This is a genomic window from Thermus sp. NEB1569 (assembly GCF_022385295.1).
Lineage (GTDB): Bacteria > Deinococcota > Deinococci > Deinococcales > Thermaceae > Thermus > Thermus scotoductus.
In genome coordinates this window covers 443,563-465,180 of sequence record NZ_CP092445.1, presented here as the reverse complement: position 1 = coordinate 465,180, position 21,618 = coordinate 443,563, and the positions used below count along the sequence as shown (strand labels likewise).

General features: G+C 66.8%; 21 protein-coding genes. 10 read left to right on the top strand and 11 right to left on the bottom strand.

All coding sequences use genetic code 11. The features are described from left to right. Positions 1–3 precede the first annotated feature (3 nt). Positions 4–852, top strand: a complete 849-nt coding sequence (locus MI302_RS03080) for an ABC transporter permease (RefSeq protein ID WP_038030921.1) — start codon at positions 4–6, stop codon at positions 850–852. A 54-nt stretch (positions 853–906) separates the two neighbouring features. Further along, positions 907–1,959 (top strand): protease complex subunit PrcB family protein, encoded by a 1,053-nt coding sequence (locus tag MI302_RS03075; protein ID WP_239726168.1) that lies wholly within the window; start codon positions 907–909, stop codon positions 1,957–1,959. On the opposite strand, the gene MI302_RS03070 is transcribed toward MI302_RS03075, so the two are convergent. The 11 genes from MI302_RS03070 to MI302_RS03020 all read right to left on the bottom strand — a co-directional run bounded on the left by MI302_RS03070 (position 1,939) and on the right by MI302_RS03020 (position 15,054). Further along, positions 1,939–3,099 carry a folylpolyglutamate synthase/dihydrofolate synthase family protein gene (locus tag MI302_RS03070; protein ID WP_239726167.1) on the bottom strand — a complete coding sequence of 387 codons (1,161 nt, stop codon included), beginning with the start codon at positions 3,097–3,099 and terminating at the stop codon, positions 1,939–1,941. The genes MI302_RS03075 and MI302_RS03070 overlap by 21 nt on opposite strands. Positions 3,100–3,102: 3 nt before the next feature. Continuing rightward, positions 3,103–4,929: an ABC transporter ATP-binding protein gene (locus MI302_RS03065; protein ID WP_239726166.1), complete on the bottom strand. Its 1,827-nt coding sequence runs from the start codon at positions 4,927–4,929 to the stop codon at positions 3,103–3,105. Then, a complete protein-coding gene (locus MI302_RS03060) occupies positions 4,926–6,668 on the bottom strand; it encodes an ABC transporter ATP-binding protein (protein WP_239726165.1) in 1,743 nt (580 codons plus the stop codon). The genes MI302_RS03065 and MI302_RS03060 overlap by 4 nt, the downstream gene beginning before the upstream one ends. A gap of 172 nt (positions 6,669–6,840) precedes the next feature. After that, positions 6,841–9,294: a hypothetical protein gene (locus MI302_RS03055; RefSeq protein ID WP_239726164.1), complete on the bottom strand. Its 2,454-nt coding sequence runs from the start codon at positions 9,292–9,294 to the stop codon at positions 6,841–6,843. Positions 9,295–9,310: 16 nt separating this feature from the next. Continuing rightward, positions 9,311–10,156: a transposase gene (locus tag MI302_RS03050; protein WP_038032087.1), complete on the bottom strand. Its 846-nt coding sequence runs from the start codon at positions 10,154–10,156 to the stop codon at positions 9,311–9,313. A 56-nt stretch (positions 10,157–10,212) separates the two neighbouring features. Then, complete coding sequence (locus MI302_RS03045; protein ID WP_239726163.1) at positions 10,213–10,815, bottom strand: hypothetical protein; 603 nt, start codon at positions 10,813–10,815, stop codon at positions 10,213–10,215. Beyond that, entirely contained in the window at positions 10,800–11,585 is a 786-nt protein-coding gene (locus tag MI302_RS03040; protein ID WP_239726162.1) for a hypothetical protein, read from the bottom strand. The genes MI302_RS03045 and MI302_RS03040 overlap by 16 nt, the downstream gene beginning before the upstream one ends. A 50-nt stretch (positions 11,586–11,635) precedes the next feature. Beyond that, positions 11,636–12,244, bottom strand: a complete 609-nt coding sequence (locus MI302_RS03035; protein WP_239726161.1) for a hypothetical protein — start codon at positions 12,242–12,244, stop codon at positions 11,636–11,638. 328 nt (positions 12,245–12,572) lie between these two features. After that, positions 12,573–13,403, bottom strand: coding sequence for a hypothetical protein (locus tag MI302_RS03030; protein ID WP_126164838.1), 831 nt, complete (start codon positions 13,401–13,403; stop codon positions 12,573–12,575). Between the two features lie 5 nt (positions 13,404–13,408). Beyond that, positions 13,409–14,401, bottom strand: coding sequence for a M20/M25/M40 family metallo-hydrolase (locus tag MI302_RS03025; RefSeq protein WP_239726160.1), 993 nt, complete (start codon positions 14,399–14,401; stop codon positions 13,409–13,411). Next, a complete protein-coding gene (locus tag MI302_RS03020; RefSeq protein ID WP_019551049.1) occupies positions 14,401–15,054 on the bottom strand; it encodes a response regulator transcription factor in 654 nt (217 codons plus the stop codon). The genes MI302_RS03025 and MI302_RS03020 overlap by 1 nt, the downstream gene beginning before the upstream one ends. Before the next feature lie 42 nt (positions 15,055–15,096). On the opposite strand from MI302_RS03020, the gene MI302_RS03015 reads away from it, so the two are divergent. The 8 genes from MI302_RS03015 to MI302_RS02980 all read left to right on the top strand — a co-directional run bounded on the left by MI302_RS03015 (position 15,097) and on the right by MI302_RS02980 (position 21,607). Then, positions 15,097–16,326, top strand: a complete 1,230-nt coding sequence (locus tag MI302_RS03015; protein ID WP_239726159.1) for a class I SAM-dependent RNA methyltransferase — start codon at positions 15,097–15,099, stop codon at positions 16,324–16,326. An 81-nt stretch (positions 16,327–16,407) separates the two neighbouring features. Next, positions 16,408–16,851, top strand: coding sequence for a type II 3-dehydroquinate dehydratase (gene aroQ, locus MI302_RS03010; RefSeq protein ID WP_015716407.1), 444 nt, complete (start codon positions 16,408–16,410; stop codon positions 16,849–16,851). Positions 16,852–16,933: 82 nt separating this feature from the next. Next, positions 16,934–19,351 (top strand): DNA gyrase subunit A, encoded by a 2,418-nt coding sequence (gene gyrA / locus MI302_RS03005; RefSeq protein WP_239726158.1) that lies wholly within the window; start codon positions 16,934–16,936, stop codon positions 19,349–19,351. Beyond that, positions 19,351–19,662 (top strand): divalent-cation tolerance protein CutA, encoded by a 312-nt coding sequence (cutA, locus tag MI302_RS03000; protein WP_015716405.1) that lies wholly within the window; start codon positions 19,351–19,353, stop codon positions 19,660–19,662. Before gyrA ends, cutA begins: the two co-directional genes overlap by 1 nt. Next, positions 19,659–19,862: a hypothetical protein gene (locus tag MI302_RS02995; RefSeq protein WP_239726157.1), complete on the top strand. Its 204-nt coding sequence runs from the start codon at positions 19,659–19,661 to the stop codon at positions 19,860–19,862. Before cutA ends, MI302_RS02995 begins: the two co-directional genes overlap by 4 nt. Further along, positions 19,859–20,089, top strand: a complete 231-nt coding sequence (locus MI302_RS02990) for a hypothetical protein (RefSeq protein ID WP_239726156.1) — start codon at positions 19,859–19,861, stop codon at positions 20,087–20,089. The genes MI302_RS02995 and MI302_RS02990 overlap by 4 nt, the downstream gene beginning before the upstream one ends. Before the next feature lie 75 nt (positions 20,090–20,164). Then, entirely contained in the window at positions 20,165–20,773 is a 609-nt protein-coding gene (locus tag MI302_RS02985) for a helix-turn-helix domain-containing protein (protein WP_015716402.1), read from the top strand. 186 nt (positions 20,774–20,959) lie between these two features. Next, positions 20,960–21,607, top strand: coding sequence for a DUF502 domain-containing protein (locus MI302_RS02980; protein ID WP_038071465.1), 648 nt, complete (start codon positions 20,960–20,962; stop codon positions 21,605–21,607). Positions 21,608–21,618: the final 11 nt, after the last annotated feature.

Genomic DNA, 21,618 nt, shown 5'->3' with positions numbered 1-21,618 from the left:
CCCATGGAAACCCCCACTCGTCAGGCTCTTCGGCGTTTCCTGAAATCGCCTTCCGGCAAGGTGGGCCTGGTTTTGACCCTCTTCCTGGTCCTTCTGGCCCTGTTCATCCCCTTGCTGAAGCCCTATGACCCCACCACGGACCGGGACTACCTGAACCGGCTCAAGCCCCCCACCCTGGAACACCCCTTCGGCACCGACCACCTGGGGCGGGATGTCTTCACCCGGGTCCTCCACGGTAGCCGCATCTCCCTCCAGGTGGGCGTGATCTCGGTAAGCATCGGCCTTTTCCTGGGTACCCTCCTGGGCCTCCTGGCCGGGTTCTACCGGGGAAGGACCGAGCTTCTCATCGGCTGGCTTGCCGACCTGCTCCTGGCCTTTCCCGGAACCCTTTTGGCCATCGCCATCGTGGCCGTTTCCGGCCCCAGCCTGCAAAACGCCATGCTGGCGATCGGCATCGTGCAGGTGCCCGTCTACATCCGCCTGGCCCGCTCCATGGTCCTCTCCTTAAGGGAGCTGGACTTCGTGCAGGCGGCCATCGCCCTGGGGGCGGGGAATGGACGGATCCTCTTTCGCCACATCCTCCCGGGTACCCTGGCCCCCCTGGTGGTGCAGGCTACCTTGTCCATCGGCACCGCCACCCTCGAGGCGGCCGCCTTGGGCTTTCTGGGCCTTGGGGCCCAGCCCCCTGCCCCCGAGTGGGGAGCCATGATCGCCGACAGCTTCAAGGGAGGCTACGCCATGAACGCCCCCTGGACCATGATCTTCCCGGGGCTTTTCATCATGCTCACCGTTTTGGCCTTCAACCTCCTGGGGGATGGCCTCAGGGACGCCCTGGACCCGAGAAGCCGCTAAAGGCTAAAGGCGGCCTTAAGAAGGAAGCAAGCCCCAAAGGGGTATCATGGAACCATGAGAAAAGGCTTCCTCTTTCTCCTGCTCTTTTTGCCTCTCCTCAGCGCCTGCGAGCTTCTGGAAGGCACGGGCTACCGGGTGGCCGAGGCCCAGCTCCTCTTCCCCGAGGCCACGGAGCGCTGGACCTACTTCTATGGGGAGCCCCGGGAGGTCCGGCTCGGCACCCAGGTCCTCCGCCTGGAAAAGGCCTCGGGGGAAAGCCTCTGGGCGGTGCCGGGAGCCCTTTGGGTGGGGGGAAATCCCGTGCTCAGGGAGGTGGGACCTGCCCTCCGCCCCTTGGCCGAGGCGGTGCGGGGAATCCAGGGAAGCCTCCTCGAGGTCCGCGCCCAGGCCAACCTGCGCGCCACCTGGTTCTATGACGGGGTGGGCTGGGTCCAGCTCACGGGGAGCCTGAGGGAAGGGGAAAGCCGGAGCCTGGTCCAGCCCGCCCAGTACCAGACCCCGGACCTCTACGCCTTCACCGGGACGGAAACCCAGGTCCTCCTCAGGGAGATCCTGGCCCGGCGGGGGGGAAGGCAGGTGGTGGTCTTTGAGCTTTCCGAACCCGTCTTAAGGCCTCTGGCCCTTGACCCCATCCCTGATGGTTACCGGGTGGGGGCCCTGCAGGTGCAGTACGGGCTTAGAGTGGAGGTGGTGACCCCACCCCGTCCCGCCTACCGCATCCTGGAACGCGGGGCCAATGCCGCCTACCAGGAAACCGAGCCCAAGGCCTTCTTGGCCAACAACCCGACCCGCTTCGCCGAGGTCTGGAACCTGGTGGTGGCGAACCGCATCCCCCGCCCACCCGCCCCTAGCGTGGACTTCCGCACGAGGAGCGTGGCCGCCTTCTTCTGGGGCTTAAAGCCCACCGGGGGGTATGGCCTCGAGGTGGTGGGGATTACCTATGCAGGCGGAACCGCCCGGGTCATCCTGAACCTGCAAAGCCCACGGCCCGGGGCCATCGTCACCCAGGCCCTCACCAGCCCGTACGTGATCCTGGAGCTGGAACGGGTGAGCCGCGTGGTCTTCACCGAACCTTCAGGGCGAGTCCTAGCCGAAGCGCGGGAGTAGCCTACCCCTTAAGGCGCCCACCAGGTACAAGGAGCCCGTGGCCAAAATGGGGAGGCCATCCTCCTTGGCCGCCCTTAGGGCATCCCGCAAAGCCTCCTCGGGGTCCTCAAAGAAGGGCTCCCCTAGCTCCCTTCCCAAGGCCCCCTCCCCCACCCGGGTGTAGCGGACGCTTTGGGCCTTGGGAAGGAGGTGGGCCAGAACCCCCTTCACGTCCTTCCGGGGAAAGGCCCCAAAGACCAGGTGGTAGGCGGAAAGCTCCCGGCTAAGGGCCAGGGCTGCCGGGGGATTGTGGGCTCCATCCAGGTACACCTCCACCCCCTCCAAAAGAAAGCGCTCTAGCCGGCCTGGATGCCTTGCCTCCCGAAGCCCTTGGGCAATGGCCTCCTCGGGGAATCCGAGGAGCCTCAAGGCCGCTGCCGCCAGCCGGGCGTTTTCCTCCTGGAAGGCCCCCTTCAGGGCCGGTGGCGCAGGCAGGGCAAAAAGAGGGTCCAGGGGGTCCAGAAGGTAAAGGGGGCTTCCCCGGGTGCGGGCCACTTCCCGCACCACCTCCAGGCCGATCCCCCTGGCCCCGGTGACCACCGGCACCCCTTCGCGGAAGGCTCCCGCCTTTTCCCGGGCCACGGCCTCCAGGCTCCCCCCCAAGGCCTCCAGGTGGTCCTCTCCCACGTTGGTGAGCACGGTGAGGGCCACCCGGGGAAGGATGTTGGTGGCATCCTTCTCCCCTCCCACCCCCGCCTCCACCGCCGCGAAGGCCACGCCCCGCTTTTGGAAATGCTGAAAGGCCAAGGCGGTGGCGAGGTCAAAAAACCCCGGGGGCTCGGGCCAGGCTTCCTCCTTGGCCCAGGCCACAAAGCCCACCACCTCCTCCTCGAGGATCCACCCTCGGTGGGTGCGGATCCTCTCCCGGAAGTCCAGGAGGTGGGGGCTGGTATAGGCTCCATAGGGAAGCCCTGCAGCGCGGAAGGCCGCCTCCAGGTAGGCCACCACGCTCCCCTTGCCGTTGGTGCCCAGGACGTGCACCGCCTGAAAAGCCTCCTCCGGGTGCCCGAGGCGTTCCAGGAGAGTCCTAATCCGGCTTAGACCCCGCTCTCCCTGGCGGCGCTGGGCGAAGAGCCACCCCGTGGCCTCCTGGTAGGTCATGGCCTAGCCCTCCGCATACTGGAGCCGGTACAGGGTGGCATAGTAGCCCCCTTTCTGGAGGAGCTCCTCGTGGGTACCCTCCTCCACCAGGCGCCCTCTTTTGAAGACCAGGATGCGATCCACCCGGCGGATGGTGGAAAGGCGGTGGGCGATGATAATGGAGGTCCTTCCCTCCATGGCCCTGTAGAGGGCCTCCTGTAAGCGCCTTTCCGTTTCCGAATCCACGTTGGCCGTGGCCTCATCCAGGATGAGGAGGATATCCGGGTTGGCCAGAAGGGCCCGGACCAAGGCCAGAAGCTGCTTTTCCCCCGTGGAAAGCCCTGCCCCCCTCTCCCCCACCCAGGTGTGGTAGCCCTGGGGCAGGCGCAAAATGGCCTCGTGCACCCCCAAAAACCGGGCCACCTCCACCACCTTCTCCTCGGGGATGGTCTCGTCAAAAAGGCGCAGGTTGTCCAGAATGGTGCCCGAGAAGAGGAAGGGATCCTGGAGCACGATCCCCACGTGCCGCCTTAGGTCCTCCTGGCGGTAGTTCCGCACATCCTCCCCATCGATGAGCACCCGGCCCCTTTGGGGGTCGTAGAAGCGGGCGATGAGGCTCACCACGCTGGTCTTCCCCGCCCCCGTGGCCCCCACCAGGGCCACCTTCTCTCCCCTGGCGATGCGGAAGGAAACCCCCTTGAGCACCCAGTCCTTGTCCGTGGGCTCCACGCCCTTGGGGGTATAGGCCAGCCAGACCTCCTGAAACTCCACCTCCCCCCGGAAGCGGGCGATGGGCTTGGAATTTTCCGGGTCCTCGAGCTCCTCCTCCGTGTCCAAAACCCCGAAGATGCGCTCGGCGCTGGCCATGGCTCCCTGGAAAAGGTTGAACTTATCCGAAAGGTCCTGCAGAGGCTGGAAAAGCTGGCGGGTGTAGTCCACAAAGGCCACCAGAAGCCCTAGGGTGGCCACCCCCCGCACCACCTCACCCCCGCCGTAGAAGAGGAGGCCCGCCACCGCCAGATCCCCCAGGAACCCCACCACGGGAAAGAAGAGGGCAAACCAGCGCACGATCTCCACCCAGGCCCTAAGGAGGTCCCGGCTCAGGCGGTCAAACTTCTCCTCCCGTTCCCTTTCCTTCACGAAAAGCTGGATGGTTTCCACCCCAGAAAGGTTTTCCTGCAGGGCAGCGTTCAAGCGGGCCAGGCGCAGGCGCATCTCCCGGTAAGCGGTGCGCATGCCGTTCCGCACCCAGGCGGTGACCCAGAGGAGCACGGGCACCACCAGGAGGACCACCAGGGTGAGCTTGGGGCTTAAGACCATCATGAAGGCCAAGAGGCCCAGGATGGTAAAGAAGTCGGCGATGACCCCCACGAGCCCCCCGGTGATGAACTGGTTGATGGCGTCCACGTCGGAGGTGATGCGGGTCATGAGGCGGCCCACGGGGTTTTTGTCGTAAAAGCCCGGGTGGAGGCGCATGAGCTTGCCGAAGAGGGCGCTCCTTAAGTCGAAGAGCACCCTTTGCCCCACCCACTGGATCAGGTAGGTCTGGCCGTAGGTGGCGGCGAAGTTAACCCCCCGCACCAGAAGGAAGCCCAGGCTCACCCAAAGGAGAAGGGCAAAGCGCTCCGCCAGGGGCTTGGCCTCCTTGGGAACCAGGGCCCCGTCGATGGCCCACTTGAAGAAGAGGGGGGTGAGGGCGGCGGTGAGGGTGGTGAGGAGGAGGAAGAGAAGGGCCAAGGCCACCTGGGCCCGGTAGGGCCTCACGTACTGGAGGATGCGGGCGAAGAGGACCCGGTCAAAGGCCTTGGTGTAGGCGTCCTCCTGCTCCCTATGGGAGGCATCCTGGCTCATCCCTCCACCTCCCCTTCCACCTCCATGCGCTGGATGCGGTCCAGCTCGGCATAGAGGCCCCCGGCCTCGAGGAGGCTTTCATGGGTGCCTTCCTCCACGATCCTCCCCCCGTCCAAAACGATGATCCAGTCTGCATGGCGCAGGGTGGCGGTGCGGTGGGAGATGAGGAAGGTGGTCTGGCGGCCCAGGACCCCTTTCAAGCCCTGAAGGATCCTGGCCTCGGTTTCCGTGTCCACGGCGCTTAGGGCATCGTCCAGGATGAGGATCTTGGGCCCCTTGGCCAAGGCCCGGGCCAGGGCCACCCGCTGCCGCTGGCCACCCGACAACGTCACCCCCCGCTCCCCCAGCACGGTTTCGTACCCCCTGGGGAAGGCGAGGATCTCCTCGTGGATGCCGGCAAGCCTCGCCGCCCACTCCACCCGTTCCCGATCCAGGGTTTCCAGACCGTAGGCGATATTTTCCAGAATGGTTTCGCTAAATAGGAAGGGTTCCTGGGGGGCAACCCCCACCGCCTGGCGCAGGGTGGCCAGGGGGATCCTCCGCGCCTCATACCCCCCCACGTAAACCCGTCCCTCCGTGGGGTCCATAAGACGGGGTACGAGGGCGGCAAGGAGGCTTTTCCCCGAGCCCGTGCGCCCGGTGATCCCCAGGGTCATGCCCTCGGGGACGGTGAGGGTGAGGTCCTTAAGAAGCCAGCGCCCATCCCGCCAAAGGCCCACCCCCTCGAGGCGCACCTCCCCGGAAAGATCGGCCACGGAAAGGGGCAGGGGATCCTCGTCGCGAACGGCGGGCTCCCGGTCCAGAAGCTCCAAAAGCCTTTTCAAGCTGGTAAAACCCCGCTGGTACATGGCCATCACCCAGCCGAGGCCCAGAATGGGCCAGGTGAGCTGGGCCAAATAGGCGTTGAACTGCACCAGCTGGCCCACGCTCATCTCCCCCCGGACCACCATCCCCCCGCCCACCCAGAGGACGGTGAGGAAGGCAAACCCCATGAGAAAGCCCAGAAGGGCCTGCATGGGCCCCTCCACCTTGGCCAGGGCCAGGCTCTTACCCATGTAGATGCGGTTCAGCTCCTGGAAACGGGATAGCATGCGCCCTTCCAGGGCATACCCCTTCACCACCCGGATGCCGCTAAAGGCCTCCTGGGCCAGGGTGCTGATCTGGTCAAAGGCCTCCTGGGTCTCCCGGTAGCGGCGGTCAATAAGGCGCAGGAGGTAGAACATGACCAAGGCAATGGCAGGCAGGATCAGGGTCAAGTAGAAGGCCAGCCTGACGTTCACCCCATACATGGAAAGAAAGGCCAAAAGGACCAGGAAGGAAAGGCGGCTACCCATCATGATCCCCGGCCCAACCATCTCCCGCACCGCGGAGAGATCGCTGTTCAAGCGGTTCATCAGGTCCCCCACCCGGGTCTTCTGGTAGAAGTCCCGGTCAAGGCGGAGAAGGTGATGAAACAGGTCCTTCCTTAGGTCGTACTCCACCAGGCGGCTCGCCACCACCGCCAAGCGGCGCATGAAGTAGGAGAGCAGGGCGCTGATCCCGGCGGAAAGAAGCAAAAGGGAGGCATAGCGCCCGTAGGGCCCGCCATGACCCAAGGCATCCACGGCCAGGCGCAGGAAGTAGGGGCTCAGGACGAAGAAGCCGATGGAAAGGAGGCCTGCCCCCACCCCGAGGAGGTACGGCCCCCGGTAGGGGGCGAGGTAGGGCAGGAGGCGGCGGAGGGCTGACCGCTCGGTCATGCCTCCCAGTCTACCCTGGCCCGGGCCAGGAAACGGGGTGCCCCCCACTAGATCCCCACTCCACCCGGCAGGGCGTGGCCGGCCAGCGGGAGGGCCCCCTAGGGCCTGGCACGGGGTGGAAAGGGCGCCATCTCCCAGGAGGGCCCGGGGAGAGGGCTAGGGGCGCCCCGGCCTAGCGCAAAAGGAGCCGCACCTCTTTGCCCCGCTCCACCTCCCCCTGCCGGGCCCGCACCTCTAGGGAAAGGGCCCTAAGAGACCCGGTAAGGCTCCGCGCCTCCTTGAGGAGGGCCTCCTCAACCCGGAAGGTTCCCACAAAGACCCACGGGGGGCCCTCCCCTTCCGCCACGAGGGGGAGAGCCCCTGTAGGCAGGAGAAGGTGGACCTCCTCGGCGGGGAAAAGGGTCTCTACCCGCACCTCTACCCTCTCCCCCAGGGAGGCTCGAGGGGGGTCCAGCCGCACCAAGAGGAGGTCCTTTCCCGGGTTAAGGGGGAGGAAGGCCCGGCTCTCCCCCCCTTCTGCCCAAAGGATCACCTCCAGCCTTTCCCGGGCCTCCCAGGGCGCCTGGAAAAGGAGGACGAGGTCGTCCCCCTCCCGCCTTTCCTTCAGAACGGGGAGGGAAAACCTCACCTCAGGGAGGGACCCCCCCTCCAGGCGCACCCGCACCTGGGCCACCTCCCCTGGGGCCACCAAGAGGGGCCACTCCACCCGCAGGGGCCTCGCCTGGGGTAGGGGCGCGGTGGGGATAGGGGTGAAGGCGAGAAGGACCTCCCTTTGGCCTAAAGGCTCCAGGGCCACTTCCTCTTCCCCTGCCCGGAAACCGGGGAGGGCTTGGGGAAGGAGGCGGTAGGTCCCCGGGAGGAGGAAGGCCTCCCCGCCACAGGGCACGAAGGCCCCCACCTCCCCCGCCAGGTAGGCCCCCCGCCCCCCACCCTGGCAGCGGAGGCGGAGGAGGGAGGCGGGCCTTAGGGCGAGGACGGGAGGGGGATCCCCCGGTTTCCAGAAGGCCTCGGTGGGCAGGGCGAGAAGCCCCTCAGGGGGGAGGGCCCTGAGGCGGGCCCCGGCCCTCGGGGCGTAGAGGCGGAACCGCCCCCCTTCGTCCGTGGCCACAGGGGCAAGGCCCCCCTCTACCCTAGCCCCCCTCACGGGTCTCCCCAAAAGCTCCACCCGCCCCTCCAGGGGCACCTCCTCGTACCCTCCGAGGGCGAGGGTGGCCTCCTCGGGCACGGGGAAGCGGAAGGCGTAGCTCCCCAAGAGCTGCAACCGGGCTCCTGTAGCCTCCTGCCTCCCCTCGAGCCTCAGGGCGAAGGGAGCCTCCTGCCACTCCAGGAAGCCCCCAAGCCCCGAAGAGGAAAGGTCCAGGCCCAAGGCGAAGGGAGCCTCCCGGTAGCCCACCCCGAGGCCAAAGGAGGGCGCAGCGGTAAAAGAGGAAAGCTCTAGCCGCCCCCCAAGGGAAAAGGGAGGGGCCACGTACCCCGCCCTGAGGCCCAAAGTGGGCCCTCCCCTATAGCCCACGCCGAGGGCGTAGGTGAAGCTCCCCTCCGACCCCGCATACCCCAGGCGAAAGGTGGGGCCCGAAGGGGAGAACCCCCCCTCCCCCTCCCACCCCCCGGAGGCGAAGCCCAGGTAGGCCCCGCCCTCCCACCGGGCGTAGAGGCGGGGGTCGCCGTAGCGCTCAAGCCGGAAGGTAATCCCCTCCGGCCTCCCCCAGGGGAGGGTGCCGGAGAAGGCCCAGGTACCATCGGCGAGGCCCAGGGCCAGAGCCTCGGGGGAGAGGCGGAGGCGGTAAAAGGCCGCCCCGGAGTAGCCCACCTCCAGGGCGGGGGGGTAGCCCAAGGCCCCCTCCCAGGGGCCTTCCCGGAAGCCCAAGCGAGCCTCCTCCACCCCCCGCCCTCCCGTGGCCCTAAACCCCAAGGAAAAGCCTCCCGTCCCCACCCCCAGCCTGAGGGAGGGATGGGGGCCTTCCAGGGCCAGGGCGAGGCGCGCCTCCCGGGAAAGAGCTCCCTCCAGGGCAAGCCTCAGGGAAGTTCCCGTACCCAGGGCGTATCCGCCTTCCAGGAGGCCCGAGAGGGTGTAGGGAAGGGGCTTCCCTCCCTCGGGACGCACCCGGACCAGATAGAAGGCCTCCCCCGCCTCCGAGGCTACCCTCAAGCGGAGGAGGCCGAAGCCCGAAAGGGAAAGCTCCGCCTCCCCCTCCTCCCCGGGGAGGAGGGAGAGGGCGAGAGGGGGAAAGAACACCTCGCTCCCCTCGGCCGGGGAAAGCCACACCCTTAGGGGCAGGTTCCCCTCGTTCTTTAGGGCAAGGCGGAGGCTTCCCCCCACCGCTTCCCCCGGCACCTTTGCCCTAAGCTTGGCTAGGGCCTCCACGGTCACCTCTCGGCAAAGGGCCTCCCCGCCTACGGGGCCCAGGCACACCCGGTAGGACCCAGGGGGGAAGCGAGGGGGCACCTCCACCGCCACCAGGACCACTCCCCCGTCCGAGGCCTGGGGGGCGAGGAGGAGGGGAAGGTCGGAGGCCACCTCGAGGGCCCCCGGGGGGAGGCCCGGGAAGGGGAGGATGGCCACCTCGCCGGGCTTGGCCCCTAGGGCCGGGGAGAGGAGGAAGAGGACGGGGAAGAGCCTTTTCATCCCTTCGTATGCTACCTCATATCTCCACCCCAGCCATCTTGAGAAGCACCCGGCTCCGAATCAGGTTGTGCACCAGCAGGATGAGATGGACCCGCGCCACCAAACCCCAATACGACCGCACCTCCATCCGGTGAAGCCCCAAAGACCTCACCATCACGCTAAACCGCGTCTCAATCCAGTTGCGCACCCTCCCCATCCAGGCTCGCCACCCCGTCTCCACCACCTTCCCTCCCCTGAGCCGGTAGGGCGGCGTCTTCACCCCCTGGACCCAGCGAAAACCCCGGTCCCCAAGAACCGCAGGCAAACCCTCAAGGACCTCCCTCCCCCAGGTCTCCCGGGCATTCCCGGGCAGAAGAACCCAGCGGAAAAAGAGGCCCCGCTCGTTCATCACCGGCATGAGGGCGTATCCGCCAAAAGCCCCCAGGGGTCCTTTCCCCACCGCGGCCTCAGGGAGGGAGAGGCTGTGGATGCGCTGTCCGTGGGCCAGGGGAATGGGCTTCAGGTCCACCACCTGTAGCAAGCCTTCTCCTCCGGAGAGCCTGAGGGCGAGGTGGGCCAGGAGCCCATGAGCCTTTTGAAGGACCCGGTAGAAGCGGGAGAGGTGGGGGAGGGAGGGGAAGTAAGGCTTCAGGGTAGTTTTGGCGGCGAGGTAGCCTTTGGCGAGGTCCTGGCCCTGGAGGAGGAGGAAGATGGCGAGGGTTAGGAGCTCTGCCAGGGTGGCCTTTTGGTGCTTTTGCTTTTTTGGGAGCTTGTGACCTTGGGCGACGAGGGCCTTGAGTTCGTCATCCACCCAAACGTAGGTGGCTACGAGAAGGGTTTCTGCGTCAAGATAGTAGAGGGGGTGCTCACGGTTTGGATGCATAGCACCCCCTTTTCTTTCACACCCTAGGGGTCCAGATCAAGTAGCACACGAAGGCATCAGTTATTCTGGAGGCTATAGGTCAGGGTGAGGACCCCCTGGGCGGGAAGGGAGGGGAAGGCGTCGGTGGGGGAAAGCTCCAGGAAGTAGTAGATCCAGAGTTGCGCGGGGGTAAAGAAGGTGAATGGGCCCACGCTGGCAAGCCCCCGCCCATCGGGCACAGCGGAGAGAAGGGTGGGGGTGGGGACGTGGCTCGTGGCGTTCCCTGAGGCCACCTGGACGAGCACGTAGAGCCTTCCCTGCCAGTCCCCGGGCACGGGGAGGCTTCCCGTCACGTGGCTCACCCGGAAGCACCGGGTGGTGCCCGCCCCGCAGAGCGTCCCCCCGAAGCCTCCGAAGGTGTAGGTGGTGAGGGTGCAGGCCACCCGCCCTCCTGACCCCCCCACCACCTGCGTGGGGAGGAAGCGCATGGGGGAGGTGCCCGAGAGGAGGAGGAGGTAGGAGGCGAGGTTCGCCACGTAGTAGCTTTCCCCCCCCACGGTGAGGGTCTGGAGGGGGCCGGGGTCGGAGAAGTCAAAGAGGAGGTCGGCGGCGTCGCAGGAGACGGTCTGGGCCAGGGCCCGGGGAAGGGCGAGGAGGAGAAGGGCTAGGGCACGTCCCACGTTCCCTCCGCGGCGTACCGCCCGTAGGTGCCCCCCAGGATCAGGGCCACCCGGTAGCGCCCCCTAGGGAGGGGAGGGTCGGGCCTTAGGGCAAGCTCCCGGTACCCGCCCGGGAAGACGGGGACCTCCTCCAGGGGAAGCCGTGCCACCTCCCTGCCCTCCCCGTCAAAGACCCTGGCCTCCCCTGAAACCCTCTCCAGGACGTTCCCTGGGTTCTCCAGGAGGAGGGGAAGGGCCTCCCCCACTCCCCCCACCCTCGCCCGGAGGGCCGGGCGCTCCGTGCCCCGGAGGGTGAGGTAGACGGCAAGGCCCAGTTCAGGGCGGACGGCCAACCGCACCCCTCCCCTCTCCAAGGGCCTGGGGCTTGCGGAGAAGACCACCAGGCAGGCGAGGGTACCCTCCCCCCCCCCGGGGGCCTTCACCCGGATGCGGACCCCAGCCTTCCCCCCGGGGGGGAGGAGGAAGGCCGTGGGGGCCACCTCGAGGTGGGGGCAGAGGTTCCGCTCCGGGCTTTCCACCAGGTTCCCCTTGGGGTCCAGGGCGAAGGGGAGGAGGCGGATTTGGATGTTCTCCGGGGTCCCCTGGGAAAGGCCGCTTACCAGGAAGACCTCCTCCTCCGCGCTTGCCCCGGGCAAGAGGGTAAGCTCCAGCCTAGGAGGGGAGAGGGTGAGGTCCGTCTGGGCAGAGGCCGGGGGAAGGAGGAGGGCCAGGGTCAGCCCCGCAGGGGCTAGCTGGATGAGGGCGTTTAGGCCCAGGGCGAGGCGTTTCATGTTCGCCTAAAAAGGGGGAGGGGCCTCCGCCCCTCCCCGGCCTTCCCCCCTCAGGGCGAGGAGAGGAGGAGGTTGAGGGTGATGCTTTCGTTCAGGCCAGCAAGAGGGATGTCGTCGCTGATGTCCATGGTGAAGAGATAGTAGAGCTTGTACACCGACTTGCCCTGCCCCACCGAGCCAGCACCGAAGAGGGGGAGGTCGGAAGCGATAGGGGTGGGCGACGGGGTTAACGAGCTCCCTTTCCCGGAGACCTTCTCGGCGAAGACCTTTACCCGGTCGTTGCCAAGGGTGAGGGTGCCCCCGATGCTGTCAATCTTCACCGTCCACTGGCCCCGGTTGGTAAGGACGGTGACGGTACCGTAGGCGTTGGTCGTTCCCCCAAGGGACGTGGGGGCGAAGTCCTGGGTAGGGCCGCCGGAGTCCAGGAAGTTGAGGTAGGCCGCCAGGGAGGCCTTGGTGTAGGGGATATTGCCCACGGTGACCGTCTCCGTGCCCTGGAGGGTGGCGTCGGTGAAGTCAAAGAGATAGTCCGTGGCGTCCAGGCTGAGCTGGAGAACCGGGGGAATCTTTACCGTGACCGTGTGGCTATCCGTGTTCTGGGCCAGGGCAAGGCCCGAGAGGAGAGCCAAGAGGGCCCAGAGGCCAAAGGGCTTCCGCATGCTTCACCTCCCTACATTGGGGGCCGGTCGCGCCACTGGCTCCTCCCCGGCCCTTGGCGCCCGTCTGGGGCTCGAGGGTTCATCGCCTCCCCCAGGACCAAATTTTAGCTGCCTTTGTGAAACCGTGTCAAAGGCCACCGGGGCCTGGGGGCCCTTGGGACCTTGGCCGCACCCCTTCAGGCCCTCCCTGGGAGAAAACCCCAAGCAGGCTTTATGCAGGGGCCCTTATACCCTTTACTTTCGGTTCCTACACTTCCCGGTCTCCCAAAACTTCAGGGAGACCTTCTACCGGGGCCCCCATGCAGGCTTGGGCCTGCATGGGGGGGTATTAAGCCCCCATCTCCTCCTTCAGGGCCTTCAGGGCCTCCTGCCAGTCCTCCCCCAGGGTGACCAGGCGGTGGGGCTTGGCAAGCCGCCGCACAGCCTTGCGCAAGATCCCGGGAATGGGGGGACAGGCGTAGGAAACCACCAGCAAAAGACCCCTCACCCGGCCCAGGCGGTGGAGGTAGTGGACCATGCCCACCAGTTCCCGGTCGGTGGGAAGGTCCATGGGGAAAAGCCTATCCCCCTCCTCCCTGAGTTTCTCCGGGGGCAGGTCGGGGAAGTAGGGGATGAGCCCCTCCCGGGCCAGGGCCTCCTCCACCGTCCTCCGGAAGGATTCCTCCTCGAGGAGGTAGGGCTGGGCCACCACCCCCACGCTCCCCAGGGGGGTCTTGAGGGGAGGAGGAGGTTTCAAAAGCCCCCGCACCCGGTCCAGGGCCCGCCCCACCAACATGGGGTTCTGGGTGAGGAGGTGGCCCACCTCCCCCGCCCGGCCTAGGACCCGCTCGGAGAGCTCTGCAGGCACCTTGAGCACCGGGGGAAGCCCCGGAAAGTAGCGGAGGAGGGTGGCCTCGAGGTCCAAAAGCCACGGGCACTGCCCCCCGCCCTTTTCCGACTCCACCCCTCCTTGGAGGTCGGGAAGGAGCAGGTAATCCACCCCTTGGACCTTCAGGGCCTCCACCTGGGCCAAAAGCTCCTGCACCGGCAGGCAGTAGGGCTGGTGGCGGGCAGGCGGCACCTCCACCCGCACCACCTCCACCCCCAAGGCCTTTAAATACGCTTCCCAAAAGCCCAGGTATCGCCGGGACAGGAAGCCCCTCAGGACACCCACGCGCATACGCCCTATCCTACGCCAAGGGCCTTTAAAAAAGCCAGAAGCACCTCCCGCCCCTCCCAAAGGCTTTGGGGAAGCACCCATTCCTCCGGAGTGTGGGCCCCACCCCCCCGGTACACCCCCAGGGCCAAGGCGGGGATACCCCGTTCGATGGCGGCGCTGGCATCGGTGGAACCCGGCTGGAACTGGGGCCTTTCCCCGATCTTGGCCAGCGCCACCTCCGCCGCCTGGAGGAGCCTGGGCGTGGCGGTGCTTCCCGCAGGCCTCGTCCCCAGGACCTCCAGGGAAACCTCCACTCCATGGAGTTGGGCCGCCTCCTCCAGAACCTCCTGGGCCTTGTGGTAGAGGGTGCGAAGCGCTTCCTCCTCCAAAGCGCGGATCTCCAGCAAGGCCGAGGCCTCCTTGGGGATGGCGTTTACCGCCTCGCCCCCCCGGAGGCCGCTGGCGTTCAGGCTGGCCTCACCCCCCACCTCCTTGAACAGGGTGTGCAGCCGGGAAAGCCCCTCCGCCAGGGCAAACACGGGATTGGGGGTCCCCCTGTCCCCCCAGGCGTGGCCCCCCCGGCCCAGAAGGGTAACCCGGAAACGGACCGAGCCCAAAGCCCGGTCCACCACCCCCGGAAGGTACCCATCCACCGCCACCACCACCTCGGGAGCCAGGGTCTCCACCAGGGCCCGGGCCCCCTTGAGGTTCCCCAGACCCTCCTCCCCCACGGTGAAGCCCCGCACCACCCCGGGCATCTCGGGAAGGGAGAGGAGAACGGCCACCCCGCTGGAGTTGTCCCCCACCCCGGGGCCATAGAGCCTCTCCCCCACCCGCCTGGGGGGCTTTGGCGGCAACACCGTGTCCAGATGGGCGAGGAGGAGCACCGACCCCTCCCCCGCCCACACGTTGCCCAGGCCATCCCTTCGGGCCCTGGGCAGATGGGCGGCCACGAACTCCCCCCGCACCCCCTCCCCCTCCAGGGAGGAAAGCTCCAAAAGAAGCCGTACCGGGCCCACTACTCCTGAGGCTCGGGTCCGGCCAGCCCCTCCCGTATGGCGTAAAGGGCCGCCTGGGTCCGGTTGTTCAGGTGGAGTTTCTGGAAGATCTCGGAAAGGCGGTTGCGCACGGTCTTCTCGGAAAGCTGAAGCTCGGCGGCGATCTCCAGGTTGGTGTAGCCCTGGGCCACCAGCTTGAGGATCTGGATCTCTCTCTCGGAAAGCTCCGCATGGAGGGGAAGGCTGGACTCCTTCTTGGCCCGAAAGTCCTGGATAATCCGCCCGGCCAACTCAGCATCCAGGAGCACCTCCCCGGCGTGCACCCGGCGGATGGCCCCGATGAGTTCGCTGGCATCCGTGTCCTTGAGGAGGTAGCCCCTGGCCCCGGCCTTCACCGCTTCAAAGACATAGGCGTCCTGGCGGTACATGGTGAGGATGATGACCTTGGCCTGGGGCCACTCCTTGAGGATGGCCTGGGTAGCCTGCACCCCATCCAGGTTCGGCATCTGGATGTCCATGAGGATCACGTCGGGCTTGGCCTCGAGGGCATGGCGCAAGGCCTCCCAGCCATCCTTGGCTTCCCCCACCACCCGGAAATCCCCTTCCGCCTCCAAAAGGCTTTTGAGCCCCTGGCGGAAGAGGGCATGGTCGTCCGCTAACAGTACCCGAATCACCCCTCCATCTTAGCGCTGGTGGGCTTGGTGTAGGGTGAAAGGGTGAAGGTTCTCACCGTGGAGAAGCTGGTGCCGGGAGGTTATGGCCTCGCCCGCACCGAGGAAGGAGCCGCCCTCATCAAGGGGGCCCTGCCGGGGGAGGTGGTGCGGGGAAAACCCGTGCGCCGCAAGGGAACCCTTTTCCTGGAGGAGGTGGAGGTGCTCACCCCCCGTCCCGACCGCTACCCCCACCCCCTCCCCCCCTCCGCCGACCTGCCCTTGCTATACGAAAGCCAGCTCCCCCTTAAGGAAAGCCTGGTGGAAGACGCCTTAACCCGGATCGCCAAGCTTTCCTTCCCCCTAGCCCCCATCCGTCCTTCCCCCAGGGCCCTGGGTTACCGCACCGCCGCCCAGTACGCCCGCCATCCCCTGGGGGGCCTGGCCTACCGCTTCCCGGAAACCCAGGAGCTTTTCCGGCTGGAGGAAGACCCCCTTCTGGCCGAGCCCCTAGCCTGGGCCTTCTCCCTTCTCAAGACCTGGCCCTTGCCGGTGGAGGAGGTGGCCTTAAGGGGAAGCCTCCTCGAGGGCCGGGTGCTCCTCGGCCTCATCGGGGGAAACCCGGAAAACCTCAAGCGCCCCGCCAGGGCCCTGGTGCGGGAGGGGTTCGCCGGGGTGGTCTGGGCCGAACCCTCCCCCAAGGGCCGCTTCCGGGGAAGGGTCCAGCCCCTTTACGGGGAAAGGACCCTGCTGGAGCGGTTCGGCCCCCTCACCGCCACCGTCAGCGTGGAAAGCTTCAGCCAGGTGAACCCCTTGGCCATGGGGGAACTCCTGGAGGAGGCCCTGAACCTGGTTTCCGGCGGGAAACGGGCCCTGGAGCTCTATGCGGGAAGCGGCCTTTTCTCCCTTCTCCTGGCCCCCCGTTTCCAGGAGGTGGTGGCGGTGGAGATCAGCAAGGAGGCCGCGCGCCGGGGAGAGGCGGATAGGAGGCGGCTTGGCATAGAACACGTGCGTTTCCACCGGGGGGACGCCAAGGAGGCCAGGAATCTCGGCCGCTTTGACCTGGTGGTCCTGGACCCACCCCGCACCGGCCTTTCCCCGGAGGTGAGGGCCTACCTTTTGAAGTCCCGGCCCAAGGAGGTCCTCTACGTGGCCTGCGACCCCGCCACCTGGGCCAGGGACGTGGGGGAGCTGGTGGGAGGTGGCTACCAACTGGCCTTCGCCCGGCCCTACGACTTCTTCCCCTTCACCCACCACGTGGAGGTCCTCTCCCTCCTCCGGCTAGGGGAGGAGTAGGCCAGGATCCCGCGGGCGCACGCCCTTCCCGCCAGCAAAGGGTCCGCCCCCTGGGGGATAATGGTAGGGAAAGGAGCCCCTATGGTCCTGATCCTGAACGGGCCCAACCTGAACCTGCTGGGGACAAGGGAGCCCGAGGTTTACGGGAGGACAACCCTCGAGGAGCTGGAAGCCCTCTGCGAGGCCTGGGGAGCGGAGCTGGGCCTAGGGGTGGCCTTCCGCCAGAGCAACTACGAGGGGCAGCTGATAGAGTGGGTACAGCAAGCCCATCGCGAGGGGTTTTTAGCCATCGTCCTTAACCCCGGGGCCCTCACCCACTACTCCTACGCTCTTCTGGACGCCATACGGGCCCAGCCCCTTCCCGTGGTGGAGGTGCACCTCTCCAACCTCCACGCCCGCGAGCCCTTCCGCCAGCACTCGGTCACCGCAGGAGCCTGCCGGGGCATTGTCTCCGGGTTCGGGGTGCTTTCCTACAAGCTGGCCCTGGTCTACCTGGCGGAGGTCCTGGAGGTGGGGGCCCCCTAGGGCCCCATCCCCTCCTGGCCGGGGAAGACCCCGGCGGGGAAGTTGCTATACTTAAAGGAGGCGGAAACGCCCAAGGAGCGCTATGTCCCAGGTTCTGCCTGTAGAGATCACCGAGGAACTTAAACAGAGTTTCATCAACTACGCCATGTCCGTCATCGTGGACCGGGCCCTGCCCGACGTGCGGGACGGGCTCAAGCCGGTCCAGAGGCGGATCCTCTTCGGCGCTTACCAGGAGGGGGTGCTCCCGGGCCGGAAGCACGTGAAAAGCGCCAAGATCGTGGGCGAGGTCATGGGCAAGTACCACCCCCACGGGGACGCCGCCATCTACGACGCCCTGGCCCGTCTGGCCCAGCCCTGGAACCTGCGCTACCCCCTTATGGACGGCCAGGGGAACTTTGGCTCCTTAGACGGGGACCCTCCGGCGGCCCAGCGCTACACCGAGGCCAGGCTCTCCCCCCTGGGGGCGGAAATGCTTCTGGACATCGACAAGGAGACCGTGGACTTCCGCCCCAACTACGATGGCTCCCTTAAGGAGCCCGAGGTCCTCCCCTCCGCCATCCCCAACCTCCTGGTAAACGGGGCGAGCGGCATCGCCGTGGGCATGGCCACCAGCCTTCCTCCCCACAACCTCTCCGAGGTGGTGGATGCCCTGGTGGCCATGATCGACAACCCCGGAATCACCCTCGAGGAGGTCATGCGCTACCTCCCCGGCCCCGACTTCCCCACCGGGGGGAAGCTCTCCCGGAAAGGCATCCAGGAGGCCTACGCCACGGGACGGGGAAGCCTCAAGGTGCGGGCCAAGGTACGCATCGAGGAGAAGGGCCAAAGGCCCATGCTGGTGGTCACGGAAATCCCCTACCAGGTCAACAAGGCGGGCCTCATCGCCCAGATCGCCGCCCTGGTCAAGGCCAAGAAGATCGAGGACATCGTGGCCCTGAGGGACGAGTCCGACCGCCAGGGCCTGCGCATCGCCATAGAGCTCAAGCGGGGGGCAAGCCCCCAGGTGGTCCTGAACCAGCTCTACAAGCACACCGCCTTGCAGACCTCCTTCACGGTGAACCTCCTGGCCATCGTGAACGGGGAGCCCAAGGTCCTCCCCCTTCTCTCCCTCATGCGCCACTACCTGGACCACCGCAAGGAGGTGGTGCGCCGGCGAAGCCTCTTTGACCTCAAGAAGGCCGAGGAGCGGGCCCACGTCCTGGAGGGCCTCCTCATCGCCCTGGACCACATCGACGAGGTCATCGCCTTGATCCGGGCCTCCCAGGATGCCAGCGAGGCCCGAAAGGGGCTCATGGAGCGCTTCGGGCTAAGCGAAATCCAGGCCCAGGCCATCCTGGACATGCGCCTGCAACGCCTGGTGGCCCTGGAGCGGGAAAAGCTCTTAGAGGAGTACCGGGAGCTCATGGAGGAGATCGCCAGGCTTAAGGCCATCCTCGAGGAGGAAGGGCGGCTTTGGGCCGAGGTCAAGAAGGACCTCCTCCGGGTCAAGGAGAAGTACGGGGATGCCCGGCGCACGGTGATCACCGAGTTCGAGGAAAGCTTCAACCCTGAGGACCTCATAGAGGACGAGCCCATGGTCATCACCCTCACCGCCCAGGGCTTCCTAAAGCGCCTTCCCCTGGAGAGCTACCGGGCCCAGGGGCGGGGGGGAAAGGGGCTGATCGCCGGCAAGACCAAGGAGGAGGACGAGGCCATCCAGGTGTTCGTGGCCCAGGCCCATGAGGACCTCCTCCTCTTCACCAACCGGGGCCGGGTCTACCGCCTGAAGGTCTACGAGCTACCGGAGATGGGCCGGCAGGCCCGGGGGGTGCACGTGAAGACCCTTCTTCCCCTGGCCGAGGAGGAGGAGGTGGCCGCCCTGCTTTCCGTAAGGGGCCTGGACGGGGAGGGCTACCTGGTCTTCGCCACGGAACGGGGCCTGGTGAAGCGCACCGCCTTAAGGGAGTACCAGAACCTGGGGGCGGCGGGGCTCATCGCCATCCGCCTCCTGGAAGGGGATCGGCTCATCGGGGTGGCCCTTTCCGACCCCGAGGACGAGGCCATCCTGGCCACGGAGGAAGGGCAGGCCATCCGCTTCGCCCTGGAGGAGGTGAGGGCCACGGGCCGGGACAGCCAGGGGGTGACGGGGATCCGCTTCAAGAAGCCGGGCGACCGGGTGGTATCCCTGGTAACGGTGAAGCCCGGGGAGATGGTGGACCTCCTGGCGGTGAGCACCCGGGGCTACGGCAAGCGCACCCCTCTCGCCGAGTACCCCCTGCAGGGCCGGGGGGGAATGGGGGTGATCACCTATAAGGTTTCCACCAAGGTAGGCCGCCTGGCCGCTCTCCTCAAGGTGCGGGGCACGGAGGACCTCCTGGTCCTTTCCAAGAAGGGCCTGGCCATCCGCACCCCCGTGGCCGATATCCGCCAGTACTCCCGGGACACCGCCGGGGTCAAGGTGATGAACCTCCCCGAGGACGACGAGGTGGTGAGCGCCTTCGCCGTGGAGGAGGAACAGTGATGGAGGAGGTGGTCCTGATCACCGCCCCCAGCGAGGAGGTGGGCCGCACCCTGGCCCGCACCCTGGTGGAGGAGGGCTTGGCCGCCTGCGTGAACCTGGTGCCGGGCCTTACCTCCGTCTACCGCTGGCAGGGGGAGGTGGTGGAGGACCGGGAGGTCCTCCTCATCGTCAAAACCACCACCTTCGCCTTCCCCCGGCTTAGGGAGCGGGTTCTCTCCCTCCACCCCTACACCGTGCCCGAGATCATCGCCCTGCCCATCGCCGAGGGGCACGGGCCCTACCTGGACTGGCTTAAGGAGAACGTGCGGTGACCCCTGACATGCTGGACTTCCTCCGCGCCCTGCATGGGGCCGGGGCCAGGTTTTTGGTCATCGGCGGGTATGCCCTGGCCTTTTTGGGACGACCCCGTTTCACCAAGGTAACGGTTTACGTGGTCCACCCCGAGGATTTCAAAACCCTAAAGGGGGCCTTTGGACGCCCTTTAGATCTGCGCGATCTGGAGGAGCTATGAGAAAAATCCGGCCCATCGCCCGCAGGTTTCCCCTCACCACCCCTATAGACGACCGCAGCGAGTGGCAGAGCCTGCCCCTGGAAGAGCGGCTCAAGGCCGTTTGGGAGATGGCCCTTTTCTGGGCGGAGCTGGAGAGCGAAAGGGCCGAGAGGGAGGGCCGGGAAGCTGAGATCGCCACGGACCGCCTCCTGCCCGTGGCTCGTAAAAGGCCCCTGGACAAAACGTAGGGCGGGGAGGATTTTTGCAACCTATAGGTTTACAAAATCCTCCCCGCGTGGTAGCCTGGGGGCAAGGAGGTAACCATGACCCAGGCCCGCGAAACCGTAACCTTCAAGCCCGGCGAGGTCATCCTGTACCCGGGGGTGCCGGGGCCCCGGGACCGGGTCTACCGGGTCCTCGAGGGGCTCGTGCGCCTCGAGGCGGTGGATGAAGAGGGGAACGCCCTCACCCTGCGCCTGGTTCGCCCCGGGGGGTACTTCGGCGAGGAGGCCTTGGCAGGCATGGAGCGCACGTACTTCGCCGAGGCGGTGACCGAGGTGGTGGCGGAGCCCCTCCCCAAGGAACCCCATCCCGAGGAGATCCGCCAGGTGCTCCTCAGCCTGGCCCAGGCCCTTTCCGAATCCTACCGGCGCATTGAGCGCCTGGCCACCCAGCGCCTGAAAAACCGCATGGCCGCGGCCATCCTGGAGCTGGCGGAAACCCCCTTGGCCCACGAGGAGCCGGAGGGCTTGGTCCTCCGAGCCACCCACGACGAGCTGGCCGCAGCGGTGGGGAGCGTGCGGGAAACCGTGACCAAGGTCATCGGGGAACTTACCCGGGAAGGCTACATCCGCTCCGGCTACGGCAAGATCATCCTAAAGGATATCAAGGGCCTCAAGGAACTGGCCCAAAGCCGGGGGGACGGGCGCTAGCGGTACCACCCCAACCTGGCCTTGCCAGGTTGGGAGCCCCGGCAAGGGCACCCCACACCAGGAAAGCCCGTGTGGGGGCACCGTAGACCTCCGCTAGGTGTTTCCCTTCGGGAAAGCACGCCCCCAAGCCAAGGCCCCTCCGCCAGCCCGCCCAAGAGAGGGGGGTTTCCCCGTAAACTGAAAGCCATGCGCCTGCGCCAGAGGTTCCTCACCGGGCTGGTTACCCTTCTTCCCCTTCTGGTCACCCTCTACTTCCTGGCCTGGGTCTACACCTATTCCGGGGGCTACATCCAGAGCTTCCTGCGCCTTTTGAACCTCGAGGTGCCCCGAACCTACCAGCCCCTCCTACCCTTCGTGGGGCTCTTCCTGGCGGGGGTGCTCATCTACCTGGTGGGCACCGTGGCGGAAAACTACCTGGGCCGAAGGCTCATCGTCTCCTTGGAGCGCTCCCTCCTCCTCTTCCCCATCGTGCGGGACATCTACAAGGCGGTGCAGCAGATCACCCACACCCTCTTCGGCCACCAGGAGGTGAAGTTCAGCCGGGCCGCAGTCATCGAGTACCCCCGGAGAGGGCTTTACACCCTCTGCTTCGTGGTGCAGCCGGTGGACGGCCGGCTCCCCCCCTTGCCGGAAGGGTACACCGCCGTCTTGGTGCCCACGAGTCCTGTGCCCGCCAGCGGCATGGTCATCCTGGTGCCCACGGAGGAGGTCATCCCCTTGGAGATCAGCGTGGAGGATGCCCTCAAGTACGTGGTTTCTGCGGGCTTCCTCCTCCCGGAAAAACCTTCAGGCTCCTTAACCTCCCTCCCACAAAAGGCCGGGCCCTCGGCGTAGAATGGAAGGCG

Bases quoted from the DNA above. Each gene is read 5' to 3' on its own strand.
- MI302_RS03080 (WP_038030921.1), top strand. From the start codon at position 4: ATGGAAACCCCCACTCGTCAGGCTCTTCGGCGTTTCCTGAAATCGCCT.
- MI302_RS03075 (WP_239726168.1), top strand. From the start codon at position 907: ATGAGAAAAGGCTTCCTCTTTCTCCTGCTCTTTTTGCCTCTCCTCAGC.
- MI302_RS03070 (WP_239726167.1), bottom strand. From the start codon at position 3,099: ATGACCTACCAGGAGGCCACGGGGTGGCTCTTCGCCCAGCGCCGCCAG.
- MI302_RS03065 (WP_239726166.1), bottom strand. From the start codon at position 4,929: ATGAGCCAGGATGCCTCCCATAGGGAGCAGGAGGACGCCTACACCAAG.
- MI302_RS03060 (WP_239726165.1), bottom strand. From the start codon at position 6,668: ATGACCGAGCGGTCAGCCCTCCGCCGCCTCCTGCCCTACCTCGCCCCC.
- MI302_RS03055 (WP_239726164.1), bottom strand. From the start codon at position 9,294: ATGAAAAGGCTCTTCCCCGTCCTCTTCCTCCTCTCCCCGGCCCTAGGG.
- MI302_RS03050 (WP_038032087.1), bottom strand. From the start codon at position 10,156: ATGCATCCAAACCGTGAGCACCCCCTCTACTATCTTGACGCAGAAACC.
- MI302_RS03040 (WP_239726162.1), bottom strand. From the start codon at position 11,585: ATGAAACGCCTCGCCCTGGGCCTAAACGCCCTCATCCAGCTAGCCCCT.
- MI302_RS03035 (WP_239726161.1), bottom strand. From the start codon at position 12,244: ATGCGGAAGCCCTTTGGCCTCTGGGCCCTCTTGGCTCTCCTCTCGGGC.
- MI302_RS03030 (WP_126164838.1), bottom strand. From the start codon at position 13,403: ATGCGCGTGGGTGTCCTGAGGGGCTTCCTGTCCCGGCGATACCTGGGC.
- aroQ (WP_015716407.1), top strand. From the start codon at position 16,408: ATGGTCCTGATCCTGAACGGGCCCAACCTGAACCTGCTGGGGACAAGG.
- gyrA (WP_239726158.1), top strand. From the start codon at position 16,934: ATGTCCCAGGTTCTGCCTGTAGAGATCACCGAGGAACTTAAACAGAGT.
- cutA (WP_015716405.1), top strand. From the start codon at position 19,351: ATGGAGGAGGTGGTCCTGATCACCGCCCCCAGCGAGGAGGTGGGCCGC.
- MI302_RS02990 (WP_239726156.1), top strand. From the start codon at position 19,859: ATGAGAAAAATCCGGCCCATCGCCCGCAGGTTTCCCCTCACCACCCCT.
- MI302_RS02985 (WP_015716402.1), top strand. From the start codon at position 20,165: ATGACCCAGGCCCGCGAAACCGTAACCTTCAAGCCCGGCGAGGTCATC.
- MI302_RS02980 (WP_038071465.1), top strand. From the start codon at position 20,960: ATGCGCCTGCGCCAGAGGTTCCTCACCGGGCTGGTTACCCTTCTTCCC.